General features: G+C 72.4%; 17 protein-coding genes. 7 read left to right on the forward strand and 10 right to left on the reverse strand.

All coding sequences use genetic code 11. The annotated features are described in order from the left end of the window. Positions 1 to 102: 102 nt before the first annotated feature. Positions 103 to 663, forward strand: coding sequence for an elongation factor P (efp, locus tag ACT01A_RS02880; RefSeq protein ID WP_445150739.1), 561 nt, complete (start codon positions 103 to 105; stop codon positions 661 to 663). Here efp and ACT01A_RS02885 read toward each other — a convergent pair. Further along, positions 660 to 1,184 (reverse strand): GNAT family N-acetyltransferase, encoded by a 525-nt coding sequence (locus ACT01A_RS02885; protein ID WP_445150740.1) that lies wholly within the window; start codon positions 1,182 to 1,184, stop codon positions 660 to 662. The two genes, efp and ACT01A_RS02885, sit on opposite strands and share 4 nt — an antisense overlap. 30 nt (positions 1,185 to 1,214) lie before the next feature. Between ACT01A_RS02885 and ACT01A_RS02890 the strand changes: the two genes are divergently transcribed. Continuing rightward, positions 1,215 to 1,625 carry a transcription antitermination protein NusB gene (locus ACT01A_RS02890; RefSeq protein WP_445150741.1) on the forward strand — a complete coding sequence of 137 codons (411 nt, stop codon included), beginning with the start codon at positions 1,215 to 1,217 and terminating at the stop codon, positions 1,623 to 1,625. On the opposite strand, the gene ACT01A_RS02895 is transcribed toward ACT01A_RS02890, so the two are convergent. The 3 genes from ACT01A_RS02895 to ACT01A_RS02905 are packed head-to-tail and all read right to left on the reverse strand — an operon-like array spanning position 1,622 to position 4,383. Then, on the reverse strand, positions 1,622 to 2,572 hold the full coding sequence (locus tag ACT01A_RS02895) for a sensor histidine kinase (protein WP_445150742.1): 951 nt from the start codon (positions 2,570 to 2,572) through the stop codon (positions 1,622 to 1,624). The two genes, ACT01A_RS02890 and ACT01A_RS02895, sit on opposite strands and share 4 nt — an antisense overlap. Next, positions 2,565 to 3,650: a hypothetical protein gene (locus ACT01A_RS02900; RefSeq protein WP_445150743.1), complete on the reverse strand. Its 1,086-nt coding sequence runs from the start codon at positions 3,648 to 3,650 to the stop codon at positions 2,565 to 2,567. The genes ACT01A_RS02895 and ACT01A_RS02900 overlap by 8 nt, the downstream gene beginning before the upstream one ends. A gap of 10 nt (positions 3,651 to 3,660) precedes the next feature. Further along, positions 3,661 to 4,383: a response regulator gene (locus tag ACT01A_RS02905; protein ID WP_445152788.1), complete on the reverse strand. Its 723-nt coding sequence runs from the start codon at positions 4,381 to 4,383 to the stop codon at positions 3,661 to 3,663. 120 nt (positions 4,384 to 4,503) lie between these two features. Here ACT01A_RS02905 and ACT01A_RS02910 point away from each other — a divergent pair, with 120 nt between their 5' ends. After that, positions 4,504 to 4,749: a hypothetical protein gene (locus tag ACT01A_RS02910; RefSeq protein WP_445150744.1), complete on the forward strand. Its 246-nt coding sequence runs from the start codon at positions 4,504 to 4,506 to the stop codon at positions 4,747 to 4,749. 57 nt (positions 4,750 to 4,806) lie between these two features. On the opposite strand, the gene ACT01A_RS02915 is transcribed toward ACT01A_RS02910, so the two are convergent. Further along, positions 4,807 to 5,004: a hypothetical protein gene (locus ACT01A_RS02915; RefSeq protein WP_445150745.1), complete on the reverse strand. Its 198-nt coding sequence runs from the start codon at positions 5,002 to 5,004 to the stop codon at positions 4,807 to 4,809. Positions 5,005 to 5,021: 17 nt separating this feature from the next. Continuing rightward, a complete protein-coding gene (locus ACT01A_RS02920; RefSeq protein WP_445150746.1) occupies positions 5,022 to 5,225 on the reverse strand; it encodes a cold-shock protein in 204 nt (67 codons plus the stop codon). 113 nt (positions 5,226 to 5,338) lie between these two features. Here ACT01A_RS02920 and ligA point away from each other — a divergent pair, with 113 nt between their 5' ends. Beyond that, a complete protein-coding gene (ligA, locus tag ACT01A_RS02925) occupies positions 5,339 to 7,360 on the forward strand; it encodes an NAD-dependent DNA ligase LigA (RefSeq protein ID WP_445150747.1) in 2,022 nt (673 codons plus the stop codon). Positions 7,361 to 7,376: 16 nt separating this feature from the next. On the opposite strand, the gene glgP is transcribed toward ligA, so the two are convergent. Continuing rightward, positions 7,377 to 9,482, reverse strand: coding sequence for an alpha-glucan family phosphorylase (gene glgP, locus ACT01A_RS02930; RefSeq protein WP_445150748.1), 2,106 nt, complete (start codon positions 9,480 to 9,482; stop codon positions 7,377 to 7,379). Between the two features lie 113 nt (positions 9,483 to 9,595). Here glgP and ACT01A_RS02935 point away from each other — a divergent pair, with 113 nt between their 5' ends. Then, a complete protein-coding gene (locus tag ACT01A_RS02935; RefSeq protein ID WP_445150749.1) occupies positions 9,596 to 10,588 on the forward strand; it encodes a hypothetical protein in 993 nt (330 codons plus the stop codon). Here the strand turns inward: ACT01A_RS02935 and ACT01A_RS02940 are convergent. Continuing rightward, positions 10,585 to 10,797 carry a hypothetical protein gene (locus ACT01A_RS02940; protein ID WP_445150750.1) on the reverse strand — a complete coding sequence of 71 codons (213 nt, stop codon included), beginning with the start codon at positions 10,795 to 10,797 and terminating at the stop codon, positions 10,585 to 10,587. The two genes, ACT01A_RS02935 and ACT01A_RS02940, sit on opposite strands and share 4 nt — an antisense overlap. After that, positions 10,794 to 10,955, reverse strand: coding sequence for a hypothetical protein (locus tag ACT01A_RS02945; RefSeq protein ID WP_445150751.1), 162 nt, complete (start codon positions 10,953 to 10,955; stop codon positions 10,794 to 10,796). The genes ACT01A_RS02940 and ACT01A_RS02945 overlap by 4 nt, the downstream gene beginning before the upstream one ends. Positions 10,956 to 10,976: 21 nt before the next feature. On the opposite strand from ACT01A_RS02945, the gene ACT01A_RS02950 reads away from it, so the two are divergent. Next, complete coding sequence (locus ACT01A_RS02950) at positions 10,977 to 11,600, forward strand: hypothetical protein (protein WP_445150752.1); 624 nt, start codon at positions 10,977 to 10,979, stop codon at positions 11,598 to 11,600. Continuing rightward, the gene (locus ACT01A_RS02955; RefSeq protein ID WP_445150753.1) at positions 11,601 to 13,409 is read left to right on the forward strand and encodes an ABC-F family ATP-binding cassette domain-containing protein; all 1,809 of its coding nucleotides are present in this window, start codon (positions 11,601 to 11,603) and stop codon (positions 13,407 to 13,409) included. Here the strand turns inward: ACT01A_RS02955 and ACT01A_RS02960 are convergent. After that, complete coding sequence (locus ACT01A_RS02960) at positions 13,406 to 13,861, reverse strand: hypothetical protein (RefSeq protein ID WP_445150754.1); 456 nt, start codon at positions 13,859 to 13,861, stop codon at positions 13,406 to 13,408. The genes ACT01A_RS02955 and ACT01A_RS02960 overlap by 4 nt on opposite strands.

Raw genomic sequence — 13,861 nt, forward strand, 5'->3', positions numbered from 1 at the left:
CGGTGAGCGCTCTCACAGTGCTCTCATGAGCGCGGTCCGCACGCCGACCACGCCGGGCGCAGCACAGCCGAGCCGTGCGCTGCGCCATACTGGGCGGCGGTCATGATCAGCACGAACCAGCTTAAGAACGGCAACCACATCGAGGTCGACGGGACCATCTACAAGGTCGTCGAGTTCCAGCACGTCAAGCCCGGCAAGGGCCCCGCGTTCGTGCGCACGAAGCTCAAGCGCTCTAGCGACGGCAACGTGATCGACAAGACCTTCCGTGCCGGCGAGAAGTTCCGGGCGGTGCGCACCGAGGCGCGCAAGATGCAGTTCCTGTACTCCGACGACACCGACGCGCACTTCATGGACACCGAGTCCTATGAGCAGATGGCGGTGCCGGTCGGCGGCATCGCGGACGCGCTGCGGTGGACGAAGCCCTCCGATGAGGTCGACGTCGTCTTCATGGACGGCAACCCCTCGTCGATCCAGCTGCCCTCCTCGGTCGAGCTCGAGGTCACCGAGACCGAGCCCGGCGTGCGCGGTGACACCGCCTCCGGCGGCGGCAACAAGCCAGCGACCGTCGAGACCGGCGCAGTCATCCAGGTCCCGTTGTTCGTGAACATCGGCGACCGCGTGAAGATCCAGACCGAGACCGGCGACTACATGTCGCGGGCCTAGGCCTCCGGCTCGCGCCCTCGCAGCTCCTCCGCCTCGCGCACCAGCGCGAAGCCGCGCGACCGGTAGTGGTCCAGCGCGTGCGGGCCGTCCAGCTCGCACGTGTTGACCGTGACCCTCGTCGCGTCCATCCCCCACGCGCGCTCGATGGCGGCCGTCAGCAGCACGCCGCCCGCACCCTGACCGCGAAACGGCGCCAGGATCCCGAACGTCCAGACCTCGACGGCGCCCGCGCCGTCGGCGTCAGCCCGCAGCTCCGCGTAGCCGGCCGGCGTCCCGCGCACGAGCGCCAGCCACGTCTCGACCGCCTCGGCGTGCGCCTGCCACTGCTCCGCGCTGTCCTCGCGCCGGTCCACCCAGTGGTGCCCGCGGCCGATCTCCAGGTACATCATGCGGTTCAGCGGCCCGAGCGGGATCTCCGCGCGCACCACCTCGACGCCCTCGCGCGGCGCCGCAGGGCGCAGCCGCTCCGGGTCGTTCATCTCCAAATACCAGACGCGGGTGGGTAGGCGGTCGGCCATCATCACCATCTTGACGCTACGCTGATCCGCTGCATGTCCCGCCGTTCTGATCAGCGCCGCGCCGCCGCTTTCGCCCTCTACCAGCACGACGTCACCAGCCGTGAGTTGGACGACGTGTTCCCGCGCGAAGCCACGACCTTCACCCGCGCGCTGGCGTACGCCTCTGCGGACTACTCCGAGGACCTCGACGGCATCATCGAGCGTCACGCCAAGGGCTGGACGATCGACCGCATCGCGCCGTTGGAGAAGGCGATCATGCGCGTTGCCCTCCTGGAGATGATCCACCCCGACGCGGTCCCGGCCGACACGCCGATCCCGGCCGAAGGCGCGATCGACGAGGCCGTGGAGACCGCCAAGGAGTTCTGCGGCGCCGACGCGCCGGGGTTCGTCAACGGCATCCTCGCCGCCGCGCTGCGCGAGCAGCGCGCCAGCGCCGACGCCTAGCGCCCGTCGGCCGGCAGCGTCGCCCGCACGCGCCAGCCTGCGCCGCCCTCTTTGGGCCCGACATCCAGCCGCCCGCCGGCCGCGGTAACGCGCTCAGCCATGTTGCGCAGGCCGTGCCCGCCGCCCGGGCCTTCTCCACCGCGCTCGGCCGGACCGTTGACGACGTCGACGACCAACGTGCCGTCCCGGTGCTCCAACAGGACCTCGACCGGCGCGCCGGGCGCGTGACGGACCACGTTGGTCAGCGCCTCCTGCACGACGCGAAACGCCGCCTGGTCGGCTTCCGGCGCGAGCGTCGCGGTCCCGCCGCCGCCCCGCACGCGCACGTCCACGCCGGCGGCCGCGGCACGCGCCACGACCTCGGCCAGCGCGTCGAGACCCGGCGCCGGCCCCGCCTCCAGCACGCCGCGCAGGCGCTCGACCTCGGTCCGGGCCTGGTCGCCCGCGGTGACGATGGCGGCCAGCGCCTGCGCCGCCGCGTCCGGATCGCTGCGGGCCAGGTGGCGCCCGGCCGCCGCCTGCAGGACGATCAGGCTCATCGCGTGGCCGACGACGTCGTGCAGGTCACGAGCGATCATCTGCCGCTCGCGCTCGACGGCGAGCTCGACGTAGGCGGCGCGCTCGGCCTCCAGCGCGGCCGCGGTCTCCTCCAGCTGCGCGGCCAGCTCCCGGCGCGAGCGCACGACGCGCCCGATCAGCCACGGCCCGGCCACGGCGTACAACAACGGCGGCGTGCCGTCTCCGGTGAGCGCGAGCTGCGCCCCGTAGCTCCCCGCGAGCAGGACCGCCGACGCCGCGATCGACGCGCCCAGCCCCGCCCACGCGCTGACGACGCCCACCGCGACGAGCATCACGTAGGACTCGTCGCGCGCGCCGAGCCCGGCCGCGAACGCGACGGCGCACGCGACGCCGGCGCCGATCGCCGCGATGTCCCGGCGGTCAGGCACCACCGGCGGCGGCCGCCGGCAGCAGGACGCGCGCCACGCCGCGCCGCAGGTCGATCGAGCCGCCGACGGCCGCCACGCGCTCGCGCGCCGCGGCGACGAGCGCGGGATCCGACTCGACGTCTGCACGACCGTCCAGCTCGACCGCCAGCTCATCAGCGCCGTAGCGGACGCGCACGCGCACGCCCGCGTCGCCGGGGTCGACGACGCCGAGCAGCAGCTCCACGATCCGGCACGCCGCGACCTCGACGCCCGGGGCCAGCGGCCGGCGCTCGCCCTCGACCGCGAGCGTGCTCGCGCCGCGCTCCGCCACGAGGTCGTCCAGCTGCGCCAGCGTCGGCGCGGGCGCGGTGCCTTGCAGCCCGTCGACGACGCGCCGCATCTCGGCCAGCCCGGCGCGCCCGTCGGCCTCGATCGCCGCGAAGTCGCCCTCGCGAGCGCCGGCCAGGACGCCCTCCAACCGCTCGTCGACCGTGCGCCCGACCTGGCCGCCGATCCGCACGCGCTCGTTCTCGACCGCCAGGCGCGCGGTCTGCTCGCGCTGGGCCTCCAGCGCACGCGTCCCGTCGGCCAGCCGGGCGACGGCGATGTCGCGCCGCCGCACCACGCGGCCGCCGACGACCGCGCCGCCGAGCACCAGCACGCAGGCCAGGATGCCTTCGGCGCCCAGCTCGAAGACGACCGTGAGCGTCCCGATCGCCGCCATCAGCCCGGCGATCGCCGCCAGCTGGAGCCGGTCGTTCGCCCGCCGTGCCGCGGCGAACCCGAGGTAGGCGGCGCTCGGCAGCACCACGCCGCAGCGGACGTGCTCGCCGAACGCGGCGATGTTGATGAGGTCGGCGAGCGCGAGGCCGGCCAGTCCCAGCAGCGGCGCGGGCCGGCGCGCCAGCAGGGCCAGCGCGACGAGGGTCATCCCCAACCCCGCCGCGGTGCTCCCGCCGGCCTTGTCGCCGTCGTCCCCGGTCACCATGAAGAAGCCCAGCACCGCGACCAGGACGGCCAGCGGCACGTCGCCCGCCGCGGGACCCCACCGCCCAACCGGCGTTCCGAGGGTCTTCTTCACCGGCAGGAGAGCGGTCATGGGCGCCACGCTACGGGCGTCCTGCGCCCGCGCCATCGCTCTCAGGAGCGATCTCGCCCGCCGCCTGGTCCTCCCCAGGAGCGACGAACCCGCTCTCATAGGCGAAGACCACCAACTGCACGCGGTCGCGCAGCCCGAGCTTCATCAGCAGCCGCGCGACGTGCGTCTTGACGGTGTGCCGCGTGACGACCAGCGCCTCGGCGATCTCGGCGTTGGAGCGTCCGCGCGCGACCTCGGCAAGCACCTCCCGCTCGCGCGCGGTCAGCTCGTCGGGCAGCGACGCGCGCGGTGTCGCGCCGCGTTCGGGCAGCGCCGCGAAGCGCTCCACCAGCCTGCGGGTCACGGCGGGCGCGACGATCGCGTCCCCGCGCGCGACGACGCGGATGGCGGCGACGAGCTCCTCCTCCGGGGCGTCCTTGAGCAGGTAGCCCGACGCGCCGGACCGCAGAGCCTCGAAGACGTAGGCGTCGGCGTCGAAGGTCGTCAGCACGAGGACCCGGAGCGCGTCGCCGTGCCGGCCCAGCAGCTGCCGCGTCGCCTCCAGCCCGTCGACGTTCGGCATGCGGATGTCCATCAACACCACGTCGACCGCGCGCCGCTGCGCCAGCGCGATCGCCTCCGCCCCGTCCGCGGCCTCGCCGGCGACCTCGAGGTCGTCGTGCTGCTCCAGAAGCACGCGCAGCCCGGCGCGCACCAGGCGCTGGTCGTCGGCGATCAGGACTCGGGTCGAGATGTGAGCGACCCTAATCGCTCTGGCGAGCGACGCCAAGATCGCTCGCAGGGGCGACCGCATCGTCGTGCACGGCGGGCTCTTCGACGCGGGACGCAAGCGCCTCGGCGCGATCTCCGTGTCGTGCACGGCCGTCGGCCCGACCCGGCCCGGCCCGTGGGCCGCGCCGAGCTGCTCTGCGACGCCACCTACGACGTCACCGGCCGCGGCCAGATCCTGGCCGCCGGCCACTTCTACCTCGACGGCCGGATCCCGATGCCGATCATCGGCGGCAGCGGCGAGTTCGCCGGCGTGACGGGATCGGTCGCGTCGAACACCGCGCCGGCCAAGGGCTTCGAGGACGTAGACGTCCTCACCCTTCAGCGCTGACCGGGCGGGGCCCGCGCGCGCTCCGCGCCGAATCTCGGCGCGGAGCGAGGACCAGCCCTAGAGCTGGTCCGGGTCCAACCCGCGCGTCAACTGCCAGGCCTCTTCGACGGGCTCGTCGCCCTCTTCGGAAGGGGCCGGCGTCAGCTCGCCACGCTGGCGAGCCTCCTTGCGCGCGTTCTTCTGCTGGCGCTTCTCCCGCTGACGGTTCTCGCGGTTGAGCTTCGCCATCGTCGTCTTCTTGTTACGCGCGGCCATAAGCAGCGACCGCCCGTCTAGATGGTCTGCACGTTGGCGGCGGCCGGGCCCTTCGGCCCCTGCTCTGCCTCGTAGCTCACCTTCGCGCCCTCGGGCAGCGAACGGAAGCCGTCGCTCTTGATCGCGCTGTGGTGCACGAACAGATCCTTGCCCCCGTCATCCGGGGTGATGAAGCCGAAGCCCTTGTCGTCGTTGAACCACTTGACGGTTCCGGTAGCCATGATGAGTTCCTCTGGTGGTGAGTGATGCGAACGCGGAGGATGCTCGGAGGCAACGACTGCAAACGCGGGATCCGAGTAGTCTAGCGACCGACCGGCGCGTCAACATGGTCGGGGTGAGCAAGAAGGACATCGCCGCCCGTATCCAGGAGCTGAGCGCGGAGGTCAAACGCCTCAACGACGCGTACTACGGCGAGGGCGACAGCGCGATCCCAGACGCGGATTACGACGCCGTCAAAGACGAGCTCACCGCCCTGGTCGCCGAGCATCCCGAGCTCGAGCCCGAGGACTCGCCGCTGGACAAGGTCAACGCCCCAGAGCAGTTGCAGGGGCCGACGGTCCGGCACGCGCGACCGATGCTCTCGCTGGCCAAGGCGACCACCGAGGAGGCGATCACGACCTTCTGCGAGCGCTACCCGGGCCAGGTCTTCCGCGTCTCGGAGAAGCTCGACGGCCTGAGCATCTCGATCGTCTACGAGGGCGGCAAGCTCGACTACGTCGCCACCCGCGGCACCGGCGCGATCGGGGAGATCGTCACCGAGAAGGCGATCCACGTGCTCCCGGCGCTGCCCAAGAAGATCAAGCCCAAGGAGCGCGTCGAGGTACGCGGCGAGGCGCTGATGACGCGCTCGACGTGGCAGGCCTACAACGACCTGCACCCCGACAAGCCGCTGACCAACCCGCGCAACGGCGCCGCGGGCACGTTGATGCAGAAGGACGCCAAAGCGGCCGCGGAGGCCGGCCGGCTGCTGCGCTTCTTCGCCTTCGGCGCCGAGCGCGACGTCGACTCGCGCAGGCCCGAGGACATCGACCCCGAGTCGATCGGGTTCGAGCTCGTCCACCAGACGCTCGCCGACACGCCCGAGGCGGTCATCGAGGCGATCCACGCGATCGGCACGCGCCGCGACAAGCTCGACTACGACATCGACGGCGCCGTCGTGCGCCTCCATGAGCCCGCCGCCTTCGAGGCCGCCGGCTTCAACAGCGCCGAGCCGCGCGGTGCGATCGCTTTCAAGTACCCGCCCGAGGAGAAGCTCACGAAACTGCTGGCGGTCGAGTGGCAGGTCGGCAAGGTTGGCCGGATCGCGCCCCGCGCGAAGGTCGAGCCGGTGTTCGTCGGCGGCGTCACCGTCGAGAACGTCACGCTGCACAACCCGCGGCTGATCCGCGAGCGCGACCTGCGCATCGGCGACACGGTCGCGGTCGTCCGGCGCGGCGACGTGATCCCGTTCGTCGGGCGCTCGATCCCGGAGGACCGTGACGGCAGCGAGAAGGTCATCAAGCCGCCGAAGGACTGCCCGAGCTGCGGGACCGAGCTGGAGATCCGCGGCACCGGCGAAGAGCGCTGGTGCCCCAACCTCCAGTGCCCGGCCCAGATCACGCGCCGCCTGATGCACTGGGCGTCACGGCCGGCCGCCGACATGGAGGGCGTCGGCGACGTCTGGATCGAGAAGCTCGCCGAGGACGGCATCCTGAAGTCCCGCGCCGACTTCTACACCAAGATCACGACCGAGCTGCTCCAAGGCTACGAGCGCATGGGCGAGGTCTCGGCCCGCAACATGGTGGACTCGATCGCCGGATCCAAGGACATCGGGTTGCGCCGCGCGCTGATCGGCCTGGCGATCCCGATGGCGTCCGACGGCGTCGCCAAGCGCCTCTGCCTGGCGGGCTACGAGGACCTGGAGGACGTCGCCGCCGCGCGCGTCCCCGAGCTGGTCTGGATCAAGGACATCGGCCCGAAGGTCGCCGAGTCGGTCGTCGCGTTCTTCCAGCGGCCCGAGGTGCGGACCGAGATCGAGGAGCTGCGCGCCGCCGGCGTCGACCTCGACGTCCACGACGAGGACAAGCCCGTCGACGTCGCCGCTGCCTCGGACTCGCCGCTGAAGGGCAAGACGGTGGTGATCACCGGCGCGTTCACCGACCCGCGCTCGGGCGCGAAGGTCTCCCGGCCGGACATGACGCGGATGGTCGAGCAGGCCGCGGCCACCGCCACCTCCAGCGTCAGCGAGAACACCGACTACCTCCTGGCCGGCGCGAACACCGGCGCGGCCAAGACCAACAAGGCCAACAAGCTGGACGTCGAGATCGTCGACCAGGACACGCTCTGGGCGTGGCTGGCGGAGGCCGGCGTGGCGTAGGCGCGGGCGCCCGCGCCTACGCCGGCACGTCCGCCGTCGCGTACATCTTGCTCTCGTAGTCCTGCAACATGCGCGTCGCCGAGAACTGCGGCCCGCACGTCTTCAACGAGGCCTTGACGCGCCGCACCCAGGCGCCGTCGCCGGCGTAGAACTCCGGGACGACCTCGTCCTCGAGCAAGCGGTACAACGTGGCCGCGTCGCGGGCGTCCTGGGCCTGGTGGTCGTGGTCGACCTCGCCGGGCAGCGCCCAGCCGTTGGTCCCGTCGTAGCCCTCGGCCCACCAGCCGTCCAACACGGACAACTGCAAGCCGCCGTTGAGCACGGACTTCATCCCCGACGTGCCCGACGCCTCCAGCGGCGGCCGCGGCAGGTTGACCCAGACGTCGCAGCCGCCGACCAGCCGCGCGGCGCTGGCCAGGTCGTAGTCCGCGAGGAAGATCACGCGCGACTCGGTGCCCTCCGCCCCGCGCAGGTGCAGGAGCTGCTGGATGAGCTGCTTGCCGGGCTCGTCCTTCGGGTGCGCCTTGCCGGCGAGGATCAGCTGCACCGGCCGGTCGCCGCGGAACAGGTCCAGCGCGCGCTGGGCGTCGTGGACCATCAGCGACAAGCGCTTGTAGGTCGCCACGCGGCGGGCGAAGCCGAGCGTCAGCGCGTCCGGGTCGAAGGCGACCTCGGCCGCCTGCACGAAGCTGCGCTCCTCGCCACGCACCAGCCGGTCGCGCGGGATCCGGTCACGCACGAGGTCGACCAAAGCGCTGCGCTGCTCGCGGCGCACCGCCATCAGCTCGTCGTCGGGGATCGCGTCGACGCCGTCCCACGTCGCCGGGTCCGCCGCGCGCGTGATCCAGCCGTCGCCGAGGTAGCGGTCCAGCAGCCCGCGCATCGGCCCGCCGATCCAGGTCGGCACGTGCACGCCATTGGTGACGTGCGTGATCGGGACGTCGTCGACCGGCGTCCCGGGCCACAGCTCCTGCCACATCTCGCGCGCGACCTCGCCGTGGCGGCGGCTGACCGCGTTGGTCGCCCGTGAGGTGCGGATCGCCAGCTGCGTGATCCCGAACGGCTCGTGCTCGTCCTCGGGGTGCGTGCGACCGAGCGCGAGGACCGACTCGTCGCCGAAGCCGCGCTGCTCGATGAGCGGCTCCAGCAGCAGCGCGACCTCGCCGCCGGGATAGGCGTCGTTGCCGGCCGGGACCGGCGTGTGCGTGGTGAAGACCGTGTGCGGGCGGGACGAGGCGACCACGTCTTCGATCGTCGCGCCCGGCTCCTCCAGGGACCCGAACGCGGCATGGCCCTCGTTGAGGTGGATGACCTCGGGCTCGATCCCCAGCGCGGCCAGCGCGCGCCGGCCGCCGATCCCGAGCAAGGCGTATTGGTTGAGTCGCACCTCGGGCGAGCCGACGTACAGCTGCGAGGTCGTGAAGCGCGCGAACGCGGAGTTCTCGGGCCGCTCGGCGTCGAGCAGGTACATCGGGACGCGGCCGACGTCGACCCGCCAGATCTGGGCGACGATCGTCTCGTCGCGTACCGGGACGGTGACCGTGAGCGGCTCGCCGTCGTCGCCGCGCACGAGCGCCGCAGGCAGCCGCTCGGCGTCGGTGTCCAGCCAGTACTCGCGCTGCCAGCCGGACATGTCGATCCGCTGGCGGAAGTAGCCCTGGCGGTAGAGCAGGCCGATCGCCACGAACGGCAGCGCGCGATCGCTGGCCTCCTTGACCAGGTCGCCGGCCAACGCGCCCAGGCCGCCGGAGTAGATCGGCAGCGAGGCGTGGATCGCGTACTCCGCGCAGAAGTAGGCGACCGGGGCGCCCGGCCGCGACGGCGGCGCGGCGCGGTGCTCGGCCAGCCGCCGATCCAGCGCGTCGGCGCGCTCAAGGATCGCGGCGTCGGAGGCCGCGGCGCTCAGCCGCTCCGCGCTGGCCTCCTGCAGCAACCGCACCGGGTTGCCCGCACACGAGACCCACCGATCCGGGTCCACATCCCCGAACAGCGCATCGCCATCCGGATCCCACGCCCACGCGTAGTTGTAGGCCACCCGCGCGAGCACTTCCAACTCACCGGGCAACTTGCCCGCGAGCCCAGCAATCGCACCATCGATGTCACGGCGTCCGGCGTCGGTCATCAAGCCTCCTCTACCCCGCCCTCCAGGGAAAACACGTCGCTGGGCGGTCGCGAACCTTGTCGTGCCCGGCCCTTTCGCGCAACCCCATCGCCAGTGAGCCGTTCTCACTGTCCATGAGACGCCTGCTCCTCGCCCTCACGCTGCTTGCCGTGACCACGACACCCGCCTCCGCCGCCGACCGCTGCCAGCGTCACGCCGGCGAGCAGCTCCTCGCCCGCTCCGCGCAGGCGACCGTGCTCGCCAACACCGTCCGCTCCACCGCGCGCCAGACCGTCACCGGCTGCTCTCGGCGCACCGGCCGCCGCCGGACGATCGTCGTCCTCGACCGATACGCCGACCAGCCAACGGCCCTGGTCGGCCTGCGCCTCGCCGGGACGCGCGTCGCTTACGTGATGCGCTTCACCGACCCCTACGCCTTCCCGCCGCAGATCCTCGTGGTCGACGACGCCCTCCACGGCGGTCGCCGGCACGACATGGGAATGGAGGCGACGTGGTGGACCGTCGATCCCGCCGGCGGCGTGGCCTGGACCGCCGGCAACGGGCTCATGGCCTGGCGACCGGGCCTCGGGCGCCGCAAGATCGACGGCCGCGCGCGCCTCGATCAGATCACGCTGCGTGACGGCATCCTGCGCTGGCGGCGCAACGGCGCGCCGCGTCTCGTCGACCTCTCCGCCGTCCGACCGTCCGCGTGCTTCTGGAGCGACTACGGCACCCTCGACATCGACTTCGACCGGCAGGCCTGGCCGCACACGGCATGTCTGCGCGCCACCGGGCGCACGACCTACCTGCCGCAGGCCGAATGGGCGCAGGTGCTTGACGTCGAAGGGCAGCACGTCGTCTTCGGCTGGATCCAGAAGGTGCACCAAGGGGCCTACCTCCTCAACGCGTCCACCGGGTGGATCACCACGCTCACCGAGCAGTACGAGCCCAACGACGCCGTCGTCGACGCTCACGGCTCCGTGGCCTGGCTCCACGGCGAGGAGCTGTGGGTCCGGGACGCGCTCGGCACTCGCAGCATGCCGGCCTCCGGCGTCGGCGGCCTGCTGCGCGACGACGCGCTGGTCACCCGCGAAGCCGGTGACCTCGCGGTCACGCTCAACCCCTAGGTCGTGTCGCCGAACGGATCCGGGCGCCGCAGCCAGGCTCGTACCTCCGAGGCGCAGACGACCGGCTCGCCGGTGGAGGTGTAGCCCATGACGGGCAGGTCCTCGCGGGTGATCGCGGTCACGACCCAGGTCTCGTCGACGTCCAGCCAGGCAGCGACGTCGGAAGGGCGCAGGAGCGCGTCGTCCGGCGGGTCGGCGGTCGGCGTCACGGCGCGGGTTTGACCTCCGCGAGCCGTTGGTGGAGGCGATCGCGCAGCACGTCGGGCGGGACGTCGGTGGTCGCGCGGCGGCGACGGGCCACGACCACGCCGGTCGCGGCGACGCCCGCCAGGCCGGCGAGCCCGAGGAGCTTCCAGGGCAGGGCCATCGGTCGCGTAGGTTACGGGTGGTGACCGACCGCGTCCCCGCGTTGTCCCTCGACGAGGCCGTCGCCACCGCGGCGACCGGCGACGTCTGGCTGTTCCGCGGCCGGTCGTTCGCCGATCGCGCGATCCAGACGATGACCAACGCGCCCGTCAACCACGTCGGGATGGCGATCGCGATCGACGACCTGCCGCCGCTGCTGTGGCACGCCGAGCTGGGCCGCTCGCTGCCCGACGTGTGGTCCGGCGAGCACCAGCGCGGCGTCCAGCTGCACCTGCTGCGCGACGCGGTCACGACCTGGCACGACAAGTACGGCCAGCGCGCGTGGGTCCGCCTGCTCGACGGCGGCGCGCTCACCCGCGATCACGAGGACCGCCTCATGGAGGTCCTCGACCGCTTCGACGGCCGCACGTTCCCCACCACCGCCGGCCTGTTTCGCAACTGGCTGACCGGCCGCGTGCGCCGGCGCGAGGCGCAGCTGGAGACGATCTACTGCGCCGAGCTGGTCGCGACCACGTTCCAGCACATGGGCCTGCTGCCCAAGAAGCGCCCCGCGTCCTGGTATGACCCGGGCAAGTTCTGGAGCGGTGACCGCGTCGGCCTCGTCCCGCCGTTCTCGCTCGGCGGCGAAGTGGCGGTGACCCAGTAGATGGCCGCCCCCGCGCGCAACCTCGTCAACCTCAAGGACGTGGTCAAGGGCTACGCGGCCCGCACCGTCCTGACCGGCGTCACGCTGGGCCTCGCGGAAGGCGACCGCGTTGGCGTCGTTGGGCGCAACGGCGACGGCAAGTCCACGTTGATGGCCTTGATCGCGGGCTCCGAGGAGCCGGACGCGGGCGCCGTGACGCGCTCGGGCGGCGTCTCGATCGGCGTCCTCGGCCAAGGCGATGATCTTGATCCGACGGCCACGATCCGCGCCGAGCTCGTCGGCGGCCGCGCCGACCACGAGTGGCAGGCCGACGCGCGTTTCCGGACCGTGCTCGACGGGCTGCTCGGCGGTGTCGGGATCGACCGTTTCCCGCAGGGCCTCGACACGACGATCGCCCCGCTGAGCGGCGGCGAGCGGCGCCGGATCGCGCTGGCGAAGTCCTTGATCGACAACCCCGACCTGTTGTTGTTGGACGAGCCGACCAACCACCTCGACGTCGAGGGCGTCGCCTGGCTGGCCGCCCATCTGGCGGCGCGCCGCGGGACGCTGCTGGTCGTCACGCACGACCGCTGGTTCCTGGACGCCGTGTGCACCGCCACGTGGGAGGTCCACGACGGCGGCGTCGATCAGTACGAGGGTGGCTACGCGGCCTATGTCCTGGCCCGCGCTGAGCGCGACCGACAGGCCGCCTCGCGTGAGGAGCGCCGCCAGCAGCTGATGCGCAAGGAGCTGGCGTGGCTGCGGCGCGGGCCGCCGGCGCGGACGTCGAAGCCGAAGTTCCGGATCGAGGCCGCCAACGCGCTGATCGCCGACGAGCCCGAGGCGCGCGACGCCGCCGAGCTGCTGCGCTTCGCCGCGCGGCGGCTGGGCAACAAGGTCCTGGAGGCCGAGGACATCAGCTTGCGTTATGGCGCCGACGCGCCGCCGCTCCTGCGCCACCTCACGTGGCGCCTAGGCCCAGGCGACCGTGTCGCGTTGGTTGGCGTCAACGGCTCGGGCAAGACGTCGCTGATCCGGATCCTCGCGGATATCCAAAAGCCCGACGGCGGCCACGTCGACCGTGGCCAGACCGTGCGCTTGGCCTACCTGTCGCAGGAGGTCACCGAGATCCCGGGCGACCAGAACGTCCTGGAGTCGGTGGCGTCGGTGCGCGGGCGGGCGACGCTGGCCGACGGCGTCGAGATCACCTCCGGGCAGCTCGCCGAGCGCTTCGGGTTCCGCGGCGAGCGGGCGCGGACGTTGGTCAAGGACTTGAGCGGCGGCGAGCGACGGCGCTTGCAGTTGATGCGGTTGCTCATGGACGAACCCAATGTGTTGGTGTTGGACGAGCCGACCAACGACCTCGACATCGACACGCTCACCGCGCTGGAGGACCTGCTCGACGGCTGGTCGGGCACGATGATCGTCGTCAGCCACGACCGCTACTTCGTCGAGCGCGTGACCGACAACGTGTACGCCTTGATGGGCGACGGCGATATCCGCCACCTGCCCGGCGGGATCGACCAGTACCTGGAGCTCCGCCACGCCGCGGAGGCGACGGACTCCGCGGTCGCCGCAGCAGCCGCTCCCGCCGAGCGCAAGGCCGGCGCGGGCGGCGCCGCGCGCGACGCCCGCAAGGAGATCGCCCGCCTCGAACGCGCGCTCGACAAGCTCGCCACCCGCGAAACCGAGCTCCACGAGGCGATGGCGCAGGCCGCCACCGACTTCGATCGCCTCCGCGCGCTCAACGAGGAGCTGGCCACGCTGGCCGGCGAACGCGACGACCTCGAAGCCGCGTGGCTCGAGGCGAGCGAGGCCGCGGAGGGCTAGCGCCCGAGCCGGCGTTCCAGCTCGTGCGCCGCGTGCGGCAAGGGCCCCAACAACGCGCGCGTCTCGGAGATCCCGGCCCGCACCTCGGCGTCGCCGACCTCGACCGGCAGCATCGAGTCCTGTAGCTCGCCCAGCTCGGCGCCGGCCCGCTCCAGCGCGGAGACGGCGTTGTCGATGTGGTCCTTCGGTCGGTGGGCGTGCGGCGCGCTGCCCGGGGCAAACGACCGCGGTGGGAAGCCGTGCTTGGTGGCGAAGTCGCCGTAGGTGCGCTTCGCCCGGCCCGACGCCGCCTGCGCCGGGCGGAACAGCAGCTCCTCGAGCTTGTCGGCGGTCTGCTCGTCGAGCAGCTCATAGGCCTCGCCGAGGGCGGCGATCGCGATCGCGATCGCATCGACCGCGCCGCCGAGCTCGTCGAGCAACTGCTGCCGGCCCTCTGCGTTGGTGTACGCCAT

This window comes from Baekduia sp. Peel2402 (assembly GCF_052567285.1).

What these genes read in the sequence shown, in the direction of transcription:
- efp (WP_445150739.1), top strand. Translation starts at nt 103, where the DNA reads ATGATCAGCACGAACCAGCTTAAGAACGGCAACCACATCGAGGTCGAC.
- ACT01A_RS02885 (WP_445150740.1), bottom strand. Translation starts at nt 1,184, where the DNA reads ATGATGGCCGACCGCCTACCCACCCGCGTCTGGTATTTGGAGATGAAC.
- ACT01A_RS02890 (WP_445150741.1), top strand. Translation starts at nt 1,215, where the DNA reads ATGTCCCGCCGTTCTGATCAGCGCCGCGCCGCCGCTTTCGCCCTCTAC.
- ACT01A_RS02900 (WP_445150743.1), bottom strand. Translation starts at nt 3,650, where the DNA reads ATGACCGCTCTCCTGCCGGTGAAGAAGACCCTCGGAACGCCGGTTGGG.
- ACT01A_RS02915 (WP_445150745.1), bottom strand. Translation starts at nt 5,004, where the DNA reads ATGGCCGCGCGTAACAAGAAGACGACGATGGCGAAGCTCAACCGCGAG.
- ACT01A_RS02920 (WP_445150746.1), bottom strand. Translation starts at nt 5,225, where the DNA reads ATGGCTACCGGAACCGTCAAGTGGTTCAACGACGACAAGGGCTTCGGC.
- glgP (WP_445150748.1), bottom strand. Translation starts at nt 9,482, where the DNA reads ATGACCGACGCCGGACGCCGTGACATCGATGGTGCGATTGCTGGGCTC.
- ACT01A_RS02935 (WP_445150749.1), top strand. Translation starts at nt 9,596, where the DNA reads ATGAGACGCCTGCTCCTCGCCCTCACGCTGCTTGCCGTGACCACGACA.
- ACT01A_RS02945 (WP_445150751.1), bottom strand. Translation starts at nt 10,955, where the DNA reads ATGGCCCTGCCCTGGAAGCTCCTCGGGCTCGCCGGCCTGGCGGGCGTC.
- ACT01A_RS02955 (WP_445150753.1), top strand. Translation starts at nt 11,601, where the DNA reads ATGGCCGCCCCCGCGCGCAACCTCGTCAACCTCAAGGACGTGGTCAAG.
- ACT01A_RS02960 (WP_445150754.1), bottom strand. Translation starts at nt 13,861, where the DNA reads ATGGCGTACACCAACGCAGAGGGCCGGCAGCAGTTGCTCGACGAGCTC.